This window comes from Actinoallomurus soli, assembly GCF_024055715.1.
Taxonomy (GTDB): domain Bacteria; phylum Actinomycetota; class Actinomycetes; order Streptosporangiales; family Streptosporangiaceae; genus Actinoallomurus; species Actinoallomurus soli.
The window spans coordinates 1-19,594 of the sequence record NZ_JAMXMV010000021.1 but is presented as its reverse complement, the minus strand read 5'-3'; the positions used below and the strand labels follow the sequence as shown (position 1 = coordinate 19,594).

The window sequence follows — 19,594 nt, the reverse complement described above, 5'->3', positions numbered from 1 at the left end:
CCCGACCGGGCCCGGCACGTGCCCGCCGGCGCGCGCCGGGCCCACGAGACCCGCCATGCCTCCGCTGGGATCCACCGCGATCCCGCCCCGCCAAGCGAAGGACCCCCATGCGACATCTGTCCGGTAGACGCGCGCTCGCGCTGAGCTGGGCGACCGTGCTCACGGCCGCCGCCCTCTGCGCCCTCACCGCAGCGCCCGCGTCCGCGGCCCCCGCGGTCGACACGCCCTACACCTTCGTCAACGCCGGCAGCGGCAAGTGCGTCGACGCCGCCGCGGCCGGAACCGCCGACGGCACCGCCGTGCAGCAGTACACCTGTAACGCCACCACCGCCCAGCAATGGCAGCTGAAGACCGCCGCAGACACCGGCTATTACGTGATCGTCAACTCCAACGGATCCCAGCCCGCGGTCGACGTCGACGGCCCCTCGACCGCCGACGGCGCGAAGATCCATCTGTGGACCAACGGCGGCTGGGCCAGTCAGGAGTGGCAGCCGGTGCAGGAGTCCGGCGCGAACTACCACTTCGTCAACCGCTACAGCGGGAAATGCCTGGACGTCCCCGGGGCGTCGACGGCCGACGGCGTGCAGCTCCAGCAGTACACCTGCAACGGTACGGCCGCCCAGTCGTTCGCCCTCACCCCCGTGGGCGGGAGCGTGCCGACCAACCCGAACAATCCCGACCTCGGACCGAACGTCAAGATCTTCGACCCGTCGATGCCGGCGTCGAGCATCCAGTCCACGATCAACTCGGTCTACGGCTCCCAGGAGAGCAACCAGTTCGGGACGAACCGGTACGCACTGCTGTTCAGGCCCGGCAGCTACAACGTCGACGTCCCCGTCGGCTTCTACACCCAGGTGGCCGGGCTCGGTGCCCAGCCCACCGACGTCTCGCTGACCGGCGGCGGCGTGCACGTGGACGCGGCCTGGTCCGGCGGCAACGCCACGCAGAACTTCTGGCGCGGAGTCGAGAACCTCTCGGACACGCCCGGCTCCGGCACCCTGGAATGGGCCGTCTCGCAGGCCGACCCGTTCCGGCGCGTCGACGTCCACGGCAACATGACGCTGGACGACTACACCTCGGGCAACACCTCGAGCAACTGGTCGTCCGGCGGATACATCGGCGACAGCCGGGTCTCGGGTCAGATCAACTCCGGCACCCAGCAGCAGTTCCTCACCCGCAACACCGCGATGGGCGGCTGGACCGGCTCGAACTGGAACATGGTGTTCGTCGGCGACACCGGCGCACCCGGGCAGTCGTTCCCGACGTACACCAACGTCTCCGCCACCCCGACCCTGCGTGAGAAGCCGTACCTCTACGTCGACTCCACCGGCCTCTACAACGTGCGCGTCCCCGCTCAGCGCACCAACTCGGTCGGGACCGACTGGACCTCCGGCAGCACGGCCGGCACCACCATTCCCATCACCCAGTTCTACGTGGTCAAGTCCGGCGACACCGCGGCGACCATCAACGCCGCCCTCGCGTCCGGCAAGAACCTGCTGGTGACCCCGGGCGTCTACCACCTGAACGCGCCTCTGAACATCACGCGGCCCGACACCGTCGTGCTCGGCCTCGGCCTGGCCACGTTCGTCCCGGACAACGGCGTCACGGCCATCACCACCGCCGACGTCGACGGCATCGACATCTCCGGCTTGCTCATCAGCGCCGGCACCACGAACAGCCAGACGCTCATGCAGGTCGGCCCCGCGGGCTCCTCCGCCGGCCACTCCGCCGACCCCATCACCCTGCACGACGTGTTCTTCCGCGTCGGCGGCGACGTCGCCGGGAAGGCCACCCAGTCACTGGTGGTCAACAGCAACAACACGATCATCGACCATTCGTGGCTCTGGCGCGCCGACCACGGCAACGGCGGCACCGTCGGCTGGAACACCAACACCGCCGCCAACGGTCTCGTTGTCAACGGCGCGAACGTCACGGCGTACGGGCTCTTCACCGAGCACTACCAGCAGTACCAGGTGCTGTGGAACGGCAACGGCGGCCGCACGTACTTCTACCAGTCCGAGATGCCGTACGACGTCCCCGGCAACGCGAGCTGGACGCCGGGCGGCGGCACCAACGGCTACGCCTCCTACAAGGTCGCCGCGGGCGTCACCTCCCACCAGGCATGGGGGCTCGGCGTCTACTGCTACTTCAGTACGAACCCGGGCGTGGTCGCCGATCGGGCCATCGAGGTCCCCTCCAGCGGCTCGGCCTTCCACGACATGGTCACCGTCTCCCTCGGCGGCACCGGCACCATCAGCCACATCATCAACAACTCCGGCGGCGCCGTCCGCTCCGGGAGCACCGTCGCCTACCTGACCAGCGGCCTCTGATCCGAGAGCCACGGGAGCGAGGGCTCCGCCCCCGCCCTCACCCGCCCTCCGTGCCCCCACCCCCACCACAGGAGGAGACCCCGCATGACCCGCCCCCGCATCAGACGGCTCATCGCCGCGCTCGCCGCGGTGCCGTTGGCCGCCGCCGCGCTCATGGGCGTCGCGGCCGGCTCGGCGTCGGCCGCCGCCAACCCGGGCCCCGGATTCCCCGCGCACTACGCCGCCCCGTACGCGGAGATGTGGAACGACCCGTCCACGCTCATGAACGCCTACAACGCCACCGGCAACAAGTACTACACGCTGGCCTTCGTCATCAGCCAGGGCACCTGCAACGCGACGATCAACGGTGACACGCCGATCACCGACGCGGGCTGGAACAACGCCGTCAACAACCTGCGCGCGGCCGGCGGCGACGTGATCGTGTCCTTCGGCGGTGCGGGCGGCACCGAACTGACCTCGTGCGGCACCGTGGCGGCGATGCAGGCGCAGTACCAGAAGGTCATCGACCAGTTCGATCTCACCCGCATCGACCTCGACATCGAGGGCTCCACGCTGGACGACACGGCCGCCAACGACCGGCGCAACCAGGCCCTCGCCAACCTCCAGCAGCAGTACGCGGCGCAGGGCAAGACCCTGACCGTCGACTACACCCTGCCGGTCAGCCCTTCCGGCCTGGAATCCAACGGCGTCGCCCTGCTGCAGAACGCCAAGAGCCACAGTCTCAACGTCAACCTCGTCAACATCATGACCATGGACTACGGCGGGTCCATGGACATGGGCCAGGCCGCGATCAGCGCGGCGAACGGCCTGCACACCCAGCTGGGTCAGATCTGGACCAGCAAGACCTCCAGCCAGCTGTGGGCGATGGAGGGCAACTGCCCGATGATCGGCGTCAACGACGTCAGCACCGAGGTGTTCACCACCTCGGACGCCCAGGACCTGGAATCCTTCGCCGCGAGCAACGGCATCCAGGAGCTCACCTTCTGGTCGCTCGGCCGGGACGACCAGGGCTCCAGCGGCACCCCGCAGAGCACCTACCAGTTCACCGGCATCTTCAAGGCGATCACCGGCGGCGGCACGACCAACCCGCCGCCGGGCGCCACCCCCATCCACGGCTACGGCGGCAAGTGCGTCGACGTCGCCGGCGCCGGCACCGCCAACGGCACCAAGGTGGACCTCTACACCTGCAACGGCACCAGCGCGCAGCTGTGGACCCACAGCGGCAACACCTTCCAGGCGCTCGGCAAGTGCCTCGACGTGACCGCGGCCGGCACCGCCAACGGCACCAAGGTGCAGCTGTACGACTGCAATGGCACGGGCGCCCAGTCCTGGACCGTCGGCGCCGGCAACGGCCTGGTCAACACCAACTCCGGCAAGTGCCTCGACGACACCGACTGGAGCACCGCCGACGGCAACCAGTTGCAGATCTGGACCTGCACCGGCACCGCCAACCAGAGCTGGACCCTCGGCTGACCTCGTAGTCCCCCCCGGCCCCCGCGTCCCCCCGCGGGGGCCGGGGGCCCGCATCCCGCGGCATCGACCGCGGTCACCGTCCTCCGAACCGAGCCGCACCCTTCGGGGCCCGATCCGCCGGGCGGTCGCTCGTCGTTCGCCCCTGTGAGTGCTCGATGCGGGCGAGCACCTTGTCGGAGATCCGTTGCAGCGTCCGCAGGTCGTCCGGGGTCAGGACGTCGACGAACAGGTCCTGCACCCGGGCCACGTGTCCGGGTGCCGCGTCCGCCAGGTGGGCGTAGCCGGCCTCGGTCAGGATCGCTTGCGTGTACCGCCCGTTGTGCGGGTCGGGTTCGCGGCGCACGAACCCGCGTTTCTCGAGCCGGCCCATCATGTGGGACAGGCGGGACAGCTCCGTGTTGGCCAGGAGTGCGAGCTCGCTCATTCTCATGCGGCGCTCGGGCTGATCGGACAGGTGTGCCAGCACGTAGTACTCGAAGAAGCTGAGCTTCGAGTCCTGCTGGAGCTGCGACTCCAGCGCCGCCGGCAGTCGCTGGAGGAGCCTCATGAACCCGCGCCACGCCGCCAGCTGGTCGGTGGTGAGCCAGCGTGGCTCGGACACCTTGGACTCCTCTTGGACAGACACGTGCGCAGTCTACCGCGCAACCGAGGTCTCACTTGAAGATTCAAGTGAGGGTGCTGTACGGTGTTGTCACTTGAATCTTCAAGTGAACTTGCCGCTCGGATCGGAAGGACCGTCCATGAACAACCTGAAGATAGCCATCATCCTCGGCAGCACCCGCCCCGGCCGTAACGGCGAAGCGGTGGCGAACTGGGTGCTGACCAAGGCCAAGGAGCGCGCCAACGCCGACTACGAGCTGATCGACCTGCTCGACTACCCGCTGCCGCATCTGGACGAGGCCGTGCCTGCGAGCCGGGGCGTGTACGCCGGCGAGCACACGAAGGCCTGGTCCACCAAGATCAAGGAGTTCGACGGGTACGTCTTCGTCACCCCGGAGTACAACCACTCGACCTCTGGGGTGCTGAAGAACGCCATCGACTACCTCTACACGGAGTGGAACAACAAGGCCGCCGCCTTCGTGTCGTACGGCTCGCTCGGCGGTACGCGGGCGATCGAGCACCTGCGGGCGATCTCGAGCGAGCTGCAACTGGCCCACGTGCGCCAGCAGCTCTCCTTCTCGTTGCTCACCGACTTCGAGAACTTCTCGGTGTTCAAGCCCTCCCCGATGCACGCCAACTCTGCTTCCGTCCTGTTCGACCAGCTCGAGTCCTGGGCCGGCGCGCTCAAGTCCGTTCGCAGCTGAGATGAAGCTCTCCGGCCTCGAAGAGCACTTCGTCACCGCCGACGTGGTCGCGGCGTGGAAGCGGCGCGACCCCCAGCTCGCCGAACCGATGATGAAGTGGGCCGTCGCCAGTGACATCACGCCGGCGCTGCTGGATCTCGACGGCGGACGCATCGCCGCGATGGACGACGCCGGGATCGACGTGTCGGTGCTGTCCCTCACGACACCGGGGCTGCAGAACCTCGACACGGCGGAGGCGGTCGCCCTGCAAGGACCCACGAACGACGCGATCGCCGCCGCCGTGCGCCGCCACCCCGGGCGCTTCCAGGGGTTCGCGGCGCTCGCCACCTCCGCTCCATCGGCCGCAGCCGCCGAACTGCGGCGCGCGGTCACCGAGCTGGGGCTCAACGGCACGCTCGTCAACGCCAACTCCGGTGGCCGGGCCCTGGACGCGCCTGAATTCTGGGACGTCTACGAGGCTGCCGAGGACCTGCGCGCGCCCGTCTACCTGCATCCGAGCGTTCCGTTCCCGGCCGTCACCGAGGCCTACTACCGCGGCTTCGGCGCACCGGTGGACAGCATGCTGGCCACCGGTGCGTTCGGCTGGCACTACGACGCCGGGCTGACCGTGCTCCGGATGATCATCGCCGGCGTCTTCGACCGGTTCCCCGAACTGCAGGTCATCCTGGGGCACTGGGGCGAAGTCGTGCTGTTCTATCTGGACCGCATCGCGGCCATGGACAAGCTCACCAGCCTGCGGCGCCCGATCGCGGAGTATTTCCGCTCGAACATCTTCATCACCCCGGGCGGCATCTCCAGCCACAAGTATCTGCGGTGGAGCCTGGAGACGGTGGGGATCGAGCGGATCATGTACGCCTCCGACTACCCGTTCAACAGAGAGCATGCCGGATCCGCGAAGCGCTTCCTGGACACGGCGCCGATCGGCGAGGCCGACCGCGAGCGCATCGCCTACCGGAACTGGGAAGAGCTCGTCGCCGGTATCCGACGCTGACCGATCGCGCCGAAAGGGCACGTCGAATTCATGCCCTGACGCGTCACCGCGTCCGTCCAAGCCGCGCTCTCTTCGCACCGAAAAGGAGCCAAGGCACATGAGCCAGGCCCAAACCCGGCTGCAGGTCGTGTTCGCCGATCTGCGCCGTGCCATAGACGACGTCATTCTGAAGCACCAGGTAACCCTCGAGGAACTGCTCGCCGCCATCGAATGGCTGCAGCGGGTCGCCGACGCCGGCGAACTGCCGTCCGCGAGCATCTTCTTCTACAAGACCGTCCTGAAAGCAACCGCGGGCGCGACTTACGCCCACCCGGAGAAGGACGGCGCGAGCCACTGGGAGATGGAGGGCCCCGCCCACCGCCCCGGCGCTCCTGTCCTGCACAGCCCCGCTGTGCTGCCCATGCGCTCCGACGAACCTGGCGAACCCCTCATCGTGTCCGGGACTGTGCGCACCACCACAGGCGACCCGCTGCCCGGAGCGGCCCTCGAGATCTGGCAGATCGACGCCGACGACGTCTATTCCGGCATGGACAGCAGCGACTTCGAGCCGCTGAACATCCCCAACGACTCCACCGGCATCCCCGCCGACAACCTCCGCGCCAGGATCATCGCCGACGCCGCCGGCCGCTACGAGTTCCGCACGGTGATGCCCGGCACCGAAACCTTCGGCCTGGCCATGGACAGCCCGCTGGCCGCGCTGACCCAGGCGTTGCGGCTTGAAGGCCTGCGCCCCCTGCACATCCACTCCATCGTCTCCGCGGACGGATGCCTGCCACTGACCACCCAGATCTACTTTGACGGCGACCCACTGGTCGACAGCACCGTCGAAGGCCCCGTCCCCGCCGATGCGGTCAAGGCGACCACCCGTCACGACGACCATCTTGCTCGCGGCCTCGACCGGCCCTACCGCACCCTCACCTACGACTTCGTCCTGCGCCCCACCGCCGAAGGCGCCGCGCTCACTGCGCGGTGAACGGTTCAGAGTCGGCACACGCAGACGGAGAGAGACGAGGACCTGCGATGAAGAAGGCGAACATGAAAGCTGCTTCCGATCCCGCGGCCGTCTACGACCGGTTCATGGAAGAGCAGGCTCCCGCCAGTCGCGGTCAGCGTCGCTGGACGCCGGCCGATGGCCCAATGCCCGCGCTCTACCTCAGCCATGGCTCCCCAGCGCTGTTCGAGGACGCGTTGTGGATGAGCGAGTTGTTCGGCTGGTCCCAGGCACTGCCCAAGCCGACAGCGATCCTGATCGTCAGCGCGCACTGGGAATCGGCGCCGCTCGGCCTGTCGGCGTCGGGTCCGCGCACGCCGTTGGTCTACGACTTCGGGGGCTTCGCCCAGCGGTACTTCCGGATGACCTACGAAACGCCGGACGCCGGCGCACTGGCCGCCCGCGTCATGGCCTCAATGCCGGACAGTGAACCGGTCCACCAACACGCCGTCCGCGGCCTGGACCACGGCGCGTGGGTCCCGCTGAAGACCATGTACCCCTACGGCGACGTACCAGTCCTACAGATGTCCTTGCCCACCCACGCCCCCGCACGGCTGATGAACATCGGCCGTCGGCTGCGGCCCCTGCGCGAGGAAGGCGTGCTCGTGATCGGGTCGGGTTACATGACGCACGGGGTTCCCTTCCTCACCCGGGACCAGTTCGTGCACAACATCGTGCCGCCCTGGTCCGCCGACTTCGACGCCTGGGCGGCCGACGCCCTCGCCCGTGGTGACGTCGACACCTTGGCCGGCTACCGCAGTCTCGCCCCCGCAGTGCACTATGCGCATCCCACCGTCGAGCATTACACGCCGATGTTCGTCACCCTCGGGGTCGCGACCGACGCCGCAGCACCCGTACGGACGACGATCGAGGGCTACCGGTTCGGGCTGTCCAAGCGGTCCTTCCAAGTCGCTTGATCCGAGCCGGCGGCCACACGTCGTTGTACTCGATCTCATCGAGCAACGCGGCGATGTCGACCACCCGGAGCGACCACCGCCGCCAAACCGCCCTGAAACAGAGACTGGGCGCTCTCGGCGCTACCGAGAGCGCCCAGCTCCTTGCCGGTGTGCCGCCGGGGAGATCCCGCTGCCGACCGTGACGACGCCGCGGGTGCTGGGCGTGGATGACTTCTCGCTGCGGCCCTGCTGGACCTACGCCACCGTCTTGATCTCCGCGTCCATGCTCCTCTCGCCGCCCGGTGGGGCGCCCGTCAGCGGCGGCCGCGGAAGGTGCGGCGCAGGTCCTCGACCCACTCTCCGGGGATCTCCCATGGGATGAAGTGGCCGCCGCGGTCGTGGACGGTGAGGTTGACGTGGTTGTACCAGTCGGCCCGGTCGCTGTCGAGGAAGTGGCGGATCCGCTGCTCGGTGGTCACGCCCGGCGGGTTCTCGTACCCGACGAAGGTGATGCCGGTGGGGGCCTCCACGACCGGCCGGCGGTCGTGCGACGGCGTCCACGGGTAGCGGTTGTTGTTGGCGTAGGTGCGAATCGAGGTGCCGATCGCGTTGTTCGCCCAAAAGATCATGGCATGGGTGAGCAGGTCGTCCTTTGAGAAGACCGTCTCGATGTCGCCGCCATCGTCGCTCCAGCTCGTCCAACGCTGGAGGATCCAGGCGAGCATCCCGGCGGGGGAGTCCGACAGCCCGTACGAAAGAGTGCTCGAGTCGAGCATGTGCGCGGCGAGGTGGACAGCGAACCGCTTCTCGATCGTCACCAGCCGGGCGCGCGCGTCGGCGGGCATGTCGTCGGGGATGGGCCGGCCGCCGCTGAAGTCCCAGGCCCGGTCGCCGTTGAACAGATCGAGCTTCAGGCCGGAGCCGATGTGGATGGCGTACAGCTCGTCGGCGTACTTGTGCCCGAGCTGACCGGTGACGAGCGCCCCGACGTCGCAGCCGGCGGCGGCGTACCGCTCGTGGCCGAGCGTCTCGGTCATCAGGGTGTGCCAGAGGTCGGCGACCTTCCAGTAGTTCATGTCCGGGTGGTCCGGCAGCGGTGCGGAGAACCCGAACCCGGGGAACGAGGGCACGATCACGTCGAACGCCTCGGCCGGGTCGCCCCCGTAGGCCCCGGGGTCGGCGAGGGGGTCGACGACCTTGGACCAGTGCCAGAACGTCCAGGGCCAGCCGTGCGTGAGGATCAGCGGGGTCGGGTTCGGCCCGACGCCGGGGCGGCGCATGAAGTGCACCGGCACGCCGTTCACCTCGACGCGGTAGTGCTCGTACGCGTTGATCGCCGCCTCGGCCTTGCGCCAGTCGTACTCGTCGCGCCAGTACTCGACGAGCTCCTGCAGGTAGGTGCGGCGCACGCCGTAGTAGGAGTCGTCGTTGCCCGCGTCGACCGGCCAGCGGGTGAAGGCGAGCCGCCGCCGCAGGTCGGTGAGGACGTCGTCGGGCACGCGGATCGGCGTCGGTGTCAGGGGAAAGGCGGTCATGCTCGTCCTCGCTGTTCGTTCTGGGACTCGCCGAGCTCGGCGATGCGGCGCAGGGCGGGCAGCGCGGCGGCGATCGCCGAGCGTTCTTCGGCCGAGAGCCGATCGAGGACCGGCGCGAGCCGTGCGACGCGGTCGGCGCGGCGAGCCGCGACGACCGCGGCACCCGCGGGAGTGAGGTGAATGAGCACGGCCCGGCCGTCACGGGGGTCGGGCCGCCGCTCGACCAGCCCGTCGTTCTCGAGCCGGGTCACCATCTGCGTGATGGCCGACTGGGTGACCTGCTCGGTCGCGGTGAGCTCGCCGAGCCGCAGCGGACTCCGCCGGGCCAGCGTGTGCAGCACCGACAACGTGGTGAAGCTGAGCCGCTGGATCGACGGCAGCCGGATGTAGAAGCCGTTGAACTCCTCGACCACCGCCGCCATCTCGTCCGGATCCAACTCGGGCGTCCGCTCTCCTGGCATGCGGAGAACCGTATCAGTAACTTATTTAAGTTTCTAATGGATACGGAGTCGCCCCCGCTCGATGGGCCAACGTGCCGTTCAGGCCCGCACGTGCGCCCGCTCGTCGAGAAGGCCCGCCGCGACCAGATCGGCCCACATCTGATCCGGGACCTCCGCCCGGTACGCGGCGACGTTGTCCCGTACCTCGTCCGGTGAGCGCATGCCGACCACGATGCCGGCGACCGCCGGATGCAGCAGGGGGAACGCCATCGCAGCCTGGGGGAGGGGCACGCCGTGCGCCTCGCACACGGCCGCGATCCGACGTGCCCGCCGCAGGATCTCCGGCGAGGCAGGGGCATAGTCGAAGGACGCTCCCTCGGCGGGGCGAGGTGTGGCGAGCAGGCCGGAGTTGAAGATCGAGGCGGCCAGCACCGACACGCCGCGTGCGGTGCACGCCGGCAGCAGGTCCTCGATCGCGCTGTGGTCCAGCAGCGTGTAGCGGCCGGAGAGCATCACCGCATCGACATCGGTCTCCTCGACCAGTCTGGTCAGCATGCCGGGGTGGTACATGCCCGCCCCGATGGCGCCCACCACGCCCTGGGCGCGCAGCTCCGCCAGCGCCGGGTACCCGTCGCGCAGCGCGTCCTCGAAGTGCTCCTCCGCGTCATGGAGGAGCAGCAGGTCGATGCGGTCCACGCCCATGCGGGTCAGGGAGTCCTCGACACTGCGCAGGACGCCGTCGCGGGAGAAGTCCCACACCCGGCGGTGCGTGGCCGGCACGTGGAACGACTCGTCCCGGCGTCCGGCCGGCTCCTGCTCCACGAGGAGCCGTCCGACCTTGGTCGAGAGGGTGAAGCCGCCTCGGGGCATGCCCCGGAGGAACTCACCGGTTCGGCGCTCCGAGTGTCCGATGCCGTAGTGCGGCGAGGTGTCGAAGTAGCGGATGCCGCAACTCCAGGCCGCCTCGAGCGTGCTGGTGGCGGTGTCGTCGTCCAGTGGTGCGAACAGGCCGCCCAGGGGGCCGCCGCCGAAGCCCAGCTCCGTGACCTCCACCGTGCTGCGCCCCAGCCGTGTCGTCCTCATCCGGTCGGTCTCCTCCGTACGGCGTCCACGTGCGACGCACCGAGTGTCGCGGCGCCGGACCCGCGTATCCAACCGGTTTTCGGCCTGGCGAGGGGCCGAGCCGGCGATGTCGGTGGCACGCCCGCCGGCTTCGCCGCCTACGTGGCCCGCATGCGCCAGGCGTCGGTGACGAGTTCTTCCAGACGGTCGAGGTCCACCTTTTCCAGCCACAGCATGACCAGAGGCATCCCGTCGTAGGCGGGCGTGGTGAAGAAGCGTTCCGGCTCGCCGAGCAGCAACGCCTGCTTCTCCGCCTCGTCGCCGACGTACAGTACGGCGATGTCGGTCCGGATGACACGCGGCTTCCCCGGTCTGCGCTCGGGGTAGGACCAGACGAACCCTTTGCCCGCGACCCGGAAATCGAAGCCGTCGCTGTCGATCTCGACCACGTCAGGCAGCGCGAGCGCCAACCGGCGGACGTCATCGTCGTCAGCCATCGTGGCCGCTTCCGATCACCGTCTTCTGCACATGGGCAGGCTATCGGGCCGGGTACCGCGAACGGGGGCGAGTCGGGGGGACCTGGCGCCCGCCATGGCGGTGGCGGCCGGAAGAAATCTGCGAAGTCGGGGGCCGGCGGATGTCGAGAACGCTCCGACGGCTCCGTCCCCGGGGCGGACCACGACGACGACTTCAGAGGGACGGCCATGCGAGCGAATGAGATCACCGAGATTCTGGACCGGCCGATCAGCCGAGAGCTGTTGGCACGGGACGTGACCCGGCTGGCGTACGTCGCCAAGGACGGCACGCCCCGTAACGTTCCGATCGCGTTCACCTGGAACGGTTCGCAGATCGTCATGTGCACCACGAAGAATGCCCCCAAGCTCCCGGCTCTGCGCGAGAATCCGATGGTCGCCCTGACGATCGACACCGAGGTGCACCCGCCCAAGATCCTGCTGATCCGCGGCCGGGCCGAGCTGGACGTCGTCGACGGCATCCCGGACGAGTACCTCCAGATCAACGGCTCGTACGCGATGACGCCCGAGCAGCGGGTCGAGTGGGAGGCCGAGGTCCGCTCGCTCTACGACGGCATGGTCCGGATCGTGGTGACCCCGACGTGGGCGAAGCTGATCGACTTCGAGACGACCCTGCCGAGCGCGGTCGAGGAGCTGGTCCGGCAGCGGGCCGAGCGTGAGCGCGCCTGAACACGGTCCCGACCGTACCGAGGAGAACATGATGGCCAAGTACCTGCTGCTCAAGCACTACCGAGGCGGCCCCGCACCGGTCACCGACGTGCCGATGGACCAGTGGACGCCGGAGGAGGTCTCGGCCCACGTGCAGTACATGCGGGACTTCATCGCCCGGCTGGAGAGCACCGGCGAGTTCGTCGACACCCAGTCGCTCTCCCCGGAGGGCACGTTCGTCCGCTACGACGGCGAGGGGCGGCCGCCGGTCACCGACGGCCCCTTCGCGGAGACCAAGGACCTGATCGCCGGCTGGCTGGTGATCGATGTCGACGGCTATGAGCGGGCGCTCGAGCTGGCAGGCGAGCTGTCGGCGGCTCCGGGCGCGGGCGGGAAGCCGATCCACGAGTGGCTGGAGGTGCGCCCGTTCATGTGCGAGCTCCCGACCATCACGGACTGACGCCCGTGGACGAGTCCCTCCTGCGGACCCTCACCCCCACGGTGATCGGCGTCCTCGTCCGTCGCGGAGCCGACTTCGCGTCGGCTGAGGACGCCGTGCAGGACGCCCTGGTCGAGGCCGTACGCGTGTGGCCGGACGACCTGCCGGGCGACCCCAAGGGGTGGCTGATCACCGTGGCCTGGCGCAAGTTCCTCGACGCCGCGCGCGCCGACACCTCCCGACGGCACCGCGAGGTACGCGTCGAGGCCGAGCCCGTGCCAGGTCCTGGGGAGGCGGTGGATGACACGCTCCAGCTGTACTTCCTGTGCGCGCACCCGTCCCTGACACCGGCCTCGGCCGTCGCGCTCACGCTGCGCGCGGTCGGCGGCCTGACCACGCGCCAGATCGCGCGGGCCTACCTCGTGCCGGAGGCGACCATGGCCCAGCGCATCAGCAGGGCCAAGCGGACGGTCTCGTCCGTGAGGTTCAACCGGCCCGGGAACGTGGTGACCGTGCTGCGCGTGCTCTACCTCGTGTTCAACGAGGGGCATGGCGGAGACGTCGATCCGGCGGCAGAGGCGATCCGCCTCTGCCGCCGGCTCTTCGCCCTGACCGGCGAGCCCGAGGTCGCAGGGCTGCTCGCGCTCATGCTGCTGCACCACGCGCGCCGCGCGTCTCGCACCGGCCCTGGAGGCCGCCTGGTACCGCTCGCCGAGCAGGACCGATCGCGCTGGGACACGCACCTGATCGCCGAGGGAGTGGCCATCCTGCAGGCGGCGCTGGCCCAGGACCGGCTGGGCGAATACCAGGCGCAGGCCGCGATCGCCGCCCTGCACGCGGACGCCCCGAGCACCTCCGAGACCGACTGGGTGCAGATCGTGGAGTGGTACGACGAGTTGCTGCTCCTCACCGGCAGCCCGGTCGTACGGCTCAACCGCGCGGTGGCGGTCGGCGAGGCCGACGGACCGCGGGCAGGCCTGGCGGCACTGGCGGAGGTGAGTCCCGACCTGCCCCGTTACGCCGCGGTACGGGCCTACCTGCTCGAACGCACCGGTGACCTTGAGCGGGCCGCCGCGCTGTACGCCGAGGCATCCCGCGCGGCGACCAGCGTTCAAGAGCGCGACCACCTCACCCGCGAGGCCGCCCGGGTGCGGCAACTGCTCCAGACGTGAGCATGGCGAGGCATTGGGGCGCCACTGTTCGCCCGTCGTTCGCTCTGGTCGGGGCGTTCAGCCGAGAGTCCCTGTGGGTCAGGCCTTGGCGCGCTGCTGCTTGAGGCGGAGCTCCTCTTGGCGGACCTTGGTTCGGATGGCCTGCTCGCGCTCCAGCCAGTCGGGGTTTTCGGCCTTCAAGGCTTCGATCTCGGCGGTGGTGAGGGGGCCCGTGATGCCGGCCCGGGCCAGGCCCGAGGCGGAGACGCGGAGCCTGGCGGCGACGACCTGGCGGGGGTGGGGGCCCACGCGGCGCAGCTCGGCGAGCCAAGCGGGCGGGTCGGCCTGGAGCGCGTTCAGCTCGTCCCGGGAGATGACGCCCTCCTGGAATTCGGCGGGCGCTGCCGACAGCAGGATCCCCAGCTTCTTGGCCGCGGTCGCCGGCTTCATGGTCTGCGGGGTCTTCGCCTTGGACGTGCTCATGAGATCAAGCGTAGCCAGCGGGAGGGAGCCCTCTGGACGCGGCTAGGCTGAGCGCGTGACCAAGGGTGAGTTCCGGGTGGCCTACGCGCCGGGGGTGACGCCCGGGAAATGGGCCGGGCTGTGGGCCGAGCGAGTGCGGGACGTGCCGCTTCGGCTGATCCAGATGGCGGGCGCCGAGGCTCTCCCTCTGCTGCGGGACGGCGGCGTGGACGCGGTGTTCGTGCGCCTGCCCGTCGACCGCGAGGCCCTCCACGTGATCCCGCTGTACGTGGAGACGACCGTGGTGGTGGTGCCGAAGGATCACGTGGTGGCCGCGGTCGAGGAGGTGGAGCTCGCCGACCTCGCCGACGAGGATGTGTTCGAGCCGCTCGACGAGGTCTTGTCCTGGGCCGACCGCCCCGGGCAGCCCGCCTTCACCCGTCCCGAGAGCACGGCGGAGGCGATCGAGCTGGTGGCGTCGGGGGCCGGAGTCCTCCTGCTCCCTCAGTCTCTGGCCCGCCTCCACCACCGCAAAGACCTCACCTACCGCACCGTGACCGACGCCCCCCGGTCCCAGATCGGCCTGGCCTGGCTCGAGGCCGAGACGACCGACCTCATGGAGGACCTGATCGGCATCGTCCGCGGCCGCACCCCCAACAGCACCCGTGGCCGCACCCCCCAGCAACAACCCGCCCGTAAGAAGCCCCCGCAGAAGCACTCCACTCCCAAGCCTCGCCGCCGGACGCGCCGCCGAACCTGAAAAAGGGGGCATGCTCACCGACGTCGCCCCGGGCCTGTCTCGAAGCCGGGTTCGGGTGGCCTACGGCGGCCACGACCTGGTGACGCCCTCCGGTGAGGGTGCCCGTCCGCTCCGGGGTCGGACACGGTCCACGCCCCGGGAGAATGCCGCGCTGACGCGGGTGACGGCAGCCCTTACGATCTTCGGTATGGCGACCAGACTGGTGCAGATCAATATGAAGGCCCACGACGCCTCCGCGCTCGGCCGGTTCTGGGCGGAGGCGCTCGGCTGGGCCGTCGACAGCGAGGACCCCTTCTGCACCAGCCTCGTACCCGTCGGCTTCGCCTACCCCGACCCCGCCGCCGTCTGTATCGACCTCATCACCCGCCCGGAGCCCAAGACGGTCAAGAACCGCGTGCATGTCGACCTGGCCACCACCTCGGCCGCCCACCAGGTGGAACTGGTCGCACGTCTCAAGGAGCTCGGCGCGACCACCGCCGACGTGGGCCAGGGCGATGTCCCCTGGACGGTCATGGCCGACCCGGAGGGCAACGAGTTCTGCGTCCTGGACCCCCGGCCCCTCTACCAGGACACCGGCCCGATCGCCGCCGTGGTCGTCGACTGCACCGACCCGCGCGCCATGGCCCGCTTCTGGGGCGAGGCGATGGACTGGACCGTGCACGAGGTCACCGACGACCACGCGGTCATGCGCTCCGCCACGGCCGTCGGCCCCTACCTGGAGTTCATCCGCACCCCCGGCCCCAAGACCGTGTGGAACCGCGTCCACCTCGACATCTGCCCCTACCCCGGCGACGACCCGGCGGCAGAGGAATCCCGCCTGCGCACCCTGGGCGCCACCGACCCGGGCATCGATCAGTCCGACCTCCACTGGACGGTCCTCGTCGATCCCGAAGGCAACGAGTTCTGCCTCCTCAGCCCCCGCTGATCTCGCGGTGGCCGGGTCGGCCTCGTTCTGGTCGCCGGTCCGGCTCTCCTTGGTGCGGGCAAGGAGCGCTTCGTCGGCCCGCTACCGAGAGACGGTCGAACGCGCGAACGACGTGCTCGACGGGTGCGCCGATCTCGAGGCACCGGTTCCTCGACCGCGGTCGGAACGCCTCGCGCCCAGCATCCGCTGGGCGCTCACCCACATGATCGAGGAGACCGGCCGTCACGCGGGCCACGCCGACATCCTCCGCGAACTGATCGACGGCGCGACCGGGCGCTGACGCCACCATCTCGGGGTCGGCGTGCGGCTCGGGGACTCAACCGGCTGTGGCGGCCGCCGGGCCCGGCAGCGGTGGCGCCGCTCTCAGCGCGGCATCGTCACGCCGCGCGATGGGGGACGCCTCGGACCTCGGGACCGGCACGCCGGGCTTCCGCCTGTCGGGCGCGGCGCTCGGCCGCCGCGCTGCGGGCTGCGGTCAAGCGGGCGCGAACCTGGGCGGCACCGCTGCGGGCGGCTGCCGGATCGACGGCCCGGCCCGCGTACTGGGCCAGCACTTCATGCACCGGCGGAGGGTACGGCGGATCCCGATGGGCCAGTACCGGCGAGGGGCCGTTCCCGGCGGCGGCGAGCACGAGTGATGTGTGACAGCTCGGGCATTTCACTGCGGACCGGTCGTCCTTGCACATGCTGCCGATGATTCCTTGCACCACCGACAAAACCGGTACCCTGCCGCGGCTGGACGCCGATGGTCAGGGCGATTTCCAGGAATGGGCGCCTTGGACGCCGACCGTGGAAATCAACGGCACGGCCGTCCCCGATGATTCGCTCAGTTCCGGCTTCCCGGTGATGAGCCTTCCCAGGGCCGGATGAAGGGTCGCGGCATCCGCGTCGAATCCGTCGAGTCGTCATCCTCCCCGACGGCGCGGACATCGGCGTCCATGCGGCGGCGGTAGGCCGGTAGTTCTGGCCGGTACGGGTGGAGCGGCCGTGTACGGATCCCGCCGCCCGGCGTCATCGGCGCCCCAGCCGGCCCACCTTCTGTGACTCACGTCACGCCTCGGACCCGGGCGGCGACGACGGATTCCCTTCCGGCGGCTGGTCTAGATATCGACTCGACTCGTTCACCACCCTCGGAGCGTCTGATGTCCGATTCCTTCCAGATGGCCGTCGTGACCGGTGCCGGCCGTGGCTTCGGGCGTGCGATCGCCGCCGCGCTCGTCACCGCGGGCACTCCCGTCATCGGCATCGCCCGTGACCGACGGGAACTGGACGCCGTACGCGAGGGACTCGGTGCGGGCTTCACTCCCGTCGTCGCCGACGCCACCGACGAGGCGCTCGCCCGGGAAGTGATCCGCGATCACCGTCCCGACCTCCTCGTCCTCAACGCGGGCGTCAAGCCGCACCTGGCCCCCCTGCACGAGCACACCTGGGAGACCTTCAGTCGTAACTGGCACGCCGACACCCGGCACGCGTTCGCCTGGACCCGTGCGGCGCTGCGCGGGCCGTTGGCGCCGGGCAGCGCGGTCGTCACGATGTCCAGCGGCGCGGTCGTGGCAGGCTCCCCGCTCAGCGGCGGGTATGCCGGCGCCAAGGCGGCCGTGCGTCACATCAGTGATTACGCGCGCGAAGAGTCCACCAGGTCCGGGCTGGGAGTCCGCTTCGTCGCGTTGCTTCCACAGCTCACGCCGACCACCGGCCTCGGCGCGGAGGCGGTCGCGGATTACGCCGTGCGCCAGGGCGTCGACCAGGCCGCATTCACCCGTGGCCTGCAGCCGGTTCTCACCCCGGAGCAGGTCGCCGTGGCCGTCGTGGACCTTGCCGGCGATGCCGCCGCGGGTCCGGCTTACCTGATCACCGGTGCCGGGCTGCGCCCCGTCGGCTGAGCCGGCCGCCGACAGTGGACCACACCACGACCCGGGAAGAACCTGCGATGTCGTCGGATACCGAATTCACCACCCTGACCGCGACCTTCCGGCCCGAGCTGCTCGCGCACTGCTACCGGATCCTGGGCTCGATCCACGATGCCGAGGACCTCGTGCAGGAGACCTATCTGCGCGCGTGGCGCGGTTTCGGCCGATTCGAGGGTCGCTCGTCCATACGGCGGTGGCTCTACAAGATCGCGACCATGGCCTGCCTGACGGCCCTCGAGAGGCGCGCCCGCCGCCCGCTCCCGTCAGGACTGGGCCCGCCATCGGACGACCACAGGGTGGCCCTGGCCCGGAGTGAGCCGTCGGTGCCGTGGCTTCAGCCGGCGCCGGACACGTTGCTCGGTATCGCCGACCCGGCGGTGATCGTGGCCGGCAGGGCCGGCGTACGGCTCGCCTTCATCGCCGCGCTCCAGCTCCTCCCCGCTCGGCAGCGCGCCGTGCTGACATTGCGCGACGTGCTGGCGTTCCGTACGGACGAGGTCGCCGAGATGCTCGACACGACGAGCGCCGCCGTCGACAGCGCGCTCCGCCGGGCCCGGGCTCGTCTCGCCCAGGCCGGACCGGTCCAGGACGATCTCGCCGAGCCCGACGAGGACACCCGACGCGGCCTCCTCGACGCCTATGTCGACGCCTTCACCCGAGCGGATCCGGATGCGCTGGTGAAACTGTTGCGTGCCGACGTCGAGTTGGAGATGCCGCCGATCCCGACCTGGTTCACCGGTCGACCGGCGGTGGTCGGCTTCCTCAGGGGCCGGGTCCTGCGCAGCGGGCTGTGGCGGATGGTCCCCACCCATGCCAACGGCCAGCTCGCCGTCATCATCCACGAACGCACGGACGACGGCCGATATCAGCCGTACGGCATTCAGGTCCTGACCCTGATCGGGGCACAGGTCAGCCGCATCACCGCATTCATCGACCCGAACCTCGTACCGACCTTCGAGGTCACACGCGAGCTCACGACCTGAAGCGGGCGCCCACGCGGGTGTAGGCCGGGAGCCTTCCGCGTAAGGCTGGTGCGCGCGTTCGATCCAGAAGAAAGGGCATCGTCATCATGGTCGTCATCGCTGGCAAGGCAGTTCTCATCACCGGAGGCAACCGCGGTATCGGACGGGCGCTGGTCGAAGAGGCCCTCAGAAGAGACGCGAGCCGGGTGTACCTCGGTACGCGCGCTCCGGTGGAACATCCGGACGGGCGCGTCACGCCGCTGGCTCTCGGCGTGACGGACAGGGAACAGATTCGGCGGGCAGTGGACGCGGTCGAGTCCCTCGACGTCCTCATCAACAACGCCGGCATCGCGCTTTACGACGACCTGAGCGACCGTCGCGTGATCGAACAGCACCTCGCCGTCAACCTCTTCGGCACCTACGACGTGACTCAGGCGTTCTTGCCCTTGCTGATCCGTTCCGGAGGGGCGGTCGTGAACAACCTGTCGGTGAACGCCTTCGCCCCCTTCCCGGTCATTCCGGCGTACTCGGCTTCCAAAGCGGCCCTGTTCAACCTGACACAGTCGCTACGCGCACTTCTGACCGAGCACGGCGTTAGTGTTCACGCCGTCCTCACCGGCCCCGTCGACACTGACATGAGCCGGGACGCCGACTCCCGAGGGTCTGTCCAGTTAACGGTGTAACTCGATCTTGCGGGGTCTAGTTGCGGGCGGCGGCCAGGCGGCCTTCGAAGGTGATCTCGAAGGCGTTCAGGGCTGCTTTCCAGCGGGTGATCCAGCGTT

23 protein-coding genes are annotated in these 19,594 nt (G+C 69.6%); 17 read left to right on the top strand and 6 right to left on the bottom strand.

Annotation, left to right across the window (positions count from 1 at the left end):
• Positions 1-107: 107 nt before the first annotated feature.
• Both NDW01_RS34815 and NDW01_RS34810 read left to right on the top strand, forming a co-directional pair.
• Positions 108-2,330 carry an RICIN domain-containing protein gene (locus NDW01_RS34815; RefSeq protein WP_252828612.1) on the top strand — a complete coding sequence of 741 codons (2,223 nt, stop codon included), beginning with the start codon at positions 108-110 and terminating at the stop codon, positions 2,328-2,330.
• A gap of 84 nt (positions 2,331-2,414) precedes the next feature.
• On the top strand, positions 2,415-3,803 hold the full coding sequence (locus NDW01_RS34810) for a ricin-type beta-trefoil lectin domain protein (RefSeq protein WP_252828611.1): 1,389 nt from the start codon (positions 2,415-2,417) through the stop codon (positions 3,801-3,803).
• Positions 3,804-3,876: 73 nt separating this feature from the next.
• On the opposite strand, the gene NDW01_RS34805 is transcribed toward NDW01_RS34810, so the two are convergent.
• On the bottom strand, positions 3,877-4,428 hold the full coding sequence (locus tag NDW01_RS34805; RefSeq protein ID WP_252828610.1) for a MarR family winged helix-turn-helix transcriptional regulator: 552 nt from the start codon (positions 4,426-4,428) through the stop codon (positions 3,877-3,879).
• 115 nt (positions 4,429-4,543) lie between these two features.
• Here NDW01_RS34805 and NDW01_RS34800 point away from each other — a divergent pair, with 115 nt between their 5' ends.
• The 4 genes from NDW01_RS34800 to NDW01_RS34785 all read left to right on the top strand — a co-directional run bounded on the left by NDW01_RS34800 (position 4,544) and on the right by NDW01_RS34785 (position 8,006).
• Positions 4,544-5,107, top strand: a complete 564-nt coding sequence (locus NDW01_RS34800) for an NADPH-dependent FMN reductase (protein ID WP_252828608.1) — start codon at positions 4,544-4,546, stop codon at positions 5,105-5,107.
• Position 5,108: 1 nt separating this feature from the next.
• On the top strand, positions 5,109-6,098 hold the full coding sequence (locus NDW01_RS34795; protein ID WP_252828607.1) for an amidohydrolase family protein: 990 nt from the start codon (positions 5,109-5,111) through the stop codon (positions 6,096-6,098).
• 97 nt (positions 6,099-6,195) lie between these two features.
• Positions 6,196-7,071, top strand: a complete 876-nt coding sequence (locus tag NDW01_RS34790) for a dioxygenase family protein (RefSeq protein ID WP_252828606.1) — start codon at positions 6,196-6,198, stop codon at positions 7,069-7,071.
• A 62-nt stretch (positions 7,072-7,133) separates the two neighbouring features.
• Positions 7,134-8,006: a dioxygenase family protein gene (locus NDW01_RS34785; RefSeq protein ID WP_252828605.1), complete on the top strand. Its 873-nt coding sequence runs from the start codon at positions 7,134-7,136 to the stop codon at positions 8,004-8,006.
• Positions 8,007-8,299: 293 nt separating this feature from the next.
• Here NDW01_RS34785 and NDW01_RS34780 read toward each other — a convergent pair whose 3' ends face one another.
• The 4 genes from NDW01_RS34780 to NDW01_RS34765 form a co-directional block, all read right to left on the bottom strand.
• Complete coding sequence (locus NDW01_RS34780; RefSeq protein ID WP_252828604.1) at positions 8,300-9,520, bottom strand: epoxide hydrolase family protein; 1,221 nt, start codon at positions 9,518-9,520, stop codon at positions 8,300-8,302.
• Positions 9,517-9,981, bottom strand: coding sequence for a MarR family winged helix-turn-helix transcriptional regulator (locus NDW01_RS34775; RefSeq protein ID WP_252828603.1), 465 nt, complete (start codon positions 9,979-9,981; stop codon positions 9,517-9,519). The genes NDW01_RS34780 and NDW01_RS34775 overlap by 4 nt, the downstream gene beginning before the upstream one ends.
• Positions 9,982-10,059: 78 nt before the next feature.
• Positions 10,060-11,043 carry an aldo/keto reductase gene (locus NDW01_RS34770; protein ID WP_252828602.1) on the bottom strand — a complete coding sequence of 328 codons (984 nt, stop codon included), beginning with the start codon at positions 11,041-11,043 and terminating at the stop codon, positions 10,060-10,062.
• A 137-nt stretch (positions 11,044-11,180) separates the two neighbouring features.
• Positions 11,181-11,519, bottom strand: a complete 339-nt coding sequence (locus NDW01_RS34765) for an MmcQ/YjbR family DNA-binding protein (protein ID WP_252828601.1) — start codon at positions 11,517-11,519, stop codon at positions 11,181-11,183.
• 207 nt (positions 11,520-11,726) lie between these two features.
• Between NDW01_RS34765 and NDW01_RS34760 the strand changes: the two genes are divergently transcribed.
• The 3 genes from NDW01_RS34760 to NDW01_RS34750 are packed head-to-tail and all read left to right on the top strand — an operon-like array spanning position 11,727 to position 13,814.
• Positions 11,727-12,224, top strand: coding sequence for a pyridoxamine 5'-phosphate oxidase family protein (locus NDW01_RS34760; protein WP_252828600.1), 498 nt, complete (start codon positions 11,727-11,729; stop codon positions 12,222-12,224).
• Positions 12,225-12,255: 31 nt separating this feature from the next.
• Complete coding sequence (locus NDW01_RS34755; protein WP_252828666.1) at positions 12,256-12,663, top strand: YciI family protein; 408 nt, start codon at positions 12,256-12,258, stop codon at positions 12,661-12,663.
• Positions 12,664-12,668: 5 nt separating this feature from the next.
• On the top strand, positions 12,669-13,814 hold the full coding sequence (locus NDW01_RS34750) for an RNA polymerase sigma factor (RefSeq protein ID WP_252828599.1): 1,146 nt from the start codon (positions 12,669-12,671) through the stop codon (positions 13,812-13,814).
• 78 nt (positions 13,815-13,892) lie between these two features.
• Here NDW01_RS34750 and NDW01_RS34745 read toward each other — a convergent pair whose 3' ends face one another.
• The gene (locus tag NDW01_RS34745; RefSeq protein WP_252828598.1) at positions 13,893-14,276 is read right to left on the bottom strand and encodes a DUF5997 family protein; all 384 of its coding nucleotides are present in this window, start codon (positions 14,274-14,276) and stop codon (positions 13,893-13,895) included.
• Between the two features lie 55 nt (positions 14,277-14,331).
• Here NDW01_RS34745 and NDW01_RS34740 point away from each other — a divergent pair, with 55 nt between their 5' ends.
• The 8 genes from NDW01_RS34740 (at position 14,332) to NDW01_RS34705 (ending at position 19,495) form a co-directional block, all read left to right on the top strand.
• Complete coding sequence (locus NDW01_RS34740; RefSeq protein ID WP_252828597.1) at positions 14,332-15,015, top strand: LysR substrate-binding domain-containing protein; 684 nt, start codon at positions 14,332-14,334, stop codon at positions 15,013-15,015.
• Between the two features lie 187 nt (positions 15,016-15,202).
• Positions 15,203-15,940, top strand: coding sequence for a VOC family protein (locus NDW01_RS34735; protein ID WP_252828596.1), 738 nt, complete (start codon positions 15,203-15,205; stop codon positions 15,938-15,940).
• Positions 15,941-15,947: 7 nt separating this feature from the next.
• Complete coding sequence (locus NDW01_RS34730) at positions 15,948-16,220, top strand: mycothiol transferase (RefSeq protein WP_308211845.1); 273 nt, start codon at positions 15,948-15,950, stop codon at positions 16,218-16,220.
• Positions 16,221-16,329: 109 nt separating this feature from the next.
• Positions 16,330-16,578, top strand: coding sequence for a hypothetical protein (locus NDW01_RS34725; RefSeq protein ID WP_252828595.1), 249 nt, complete (start codon positions 16,330-16,332; stop codon positions 16,576-16,578).
• A 46-nt stretch (positions 16,579-16,624) separates the two neighbouring features.
• The gene (locus NDW01_RS34720) at positions 16,625-16,810 is read left to right on the top strand and encodes a hypothetical protein (protein WP_252828594.1); all 186 of its coding nucleotides are present in this window, start codon (positions 16,625-16,627) and stop codon (positions 16,808-16,810) included.
• A gap of 272 nt (positions 16,811-17,082) precedes the next feature.
• Entirely contained in the window at positions 17,083-17,823 is a 741-nt protein-coding gene (locus NDW01_RS34715; protein ID WP_252828592.1) for an SDR family oxidoreductase, read from the top strand.
• A gap of 14 nt (positions 17,824-17,837) precedes the next feature.
• Positions 17,838-18,833 (top strand): RNA polymerase subunit sigma-70, encoded by a 996-nt coding sequence (locus tag NDW01_RS34710; RefSeq protein ID WP_308211844.1) that lies wholly within the window; start codon positions 17,838-17,840, stop codon positions 18,831-18,833.
• An 86-nt stretch (positions 18,834-18,919) separates the two neighbouring features.
• Entirely contained in the window at positions 18,920-19,495 is a 576-nt protein-coding gene (locus tag NDW01_RS34705; RefSeq protein WP_252828588.1) for an SDR family NAD(P)-dependent oxidoreductase, read from the top strand.
• Positions 19,496-19,594: the final 99 nt, after the last annotated feature.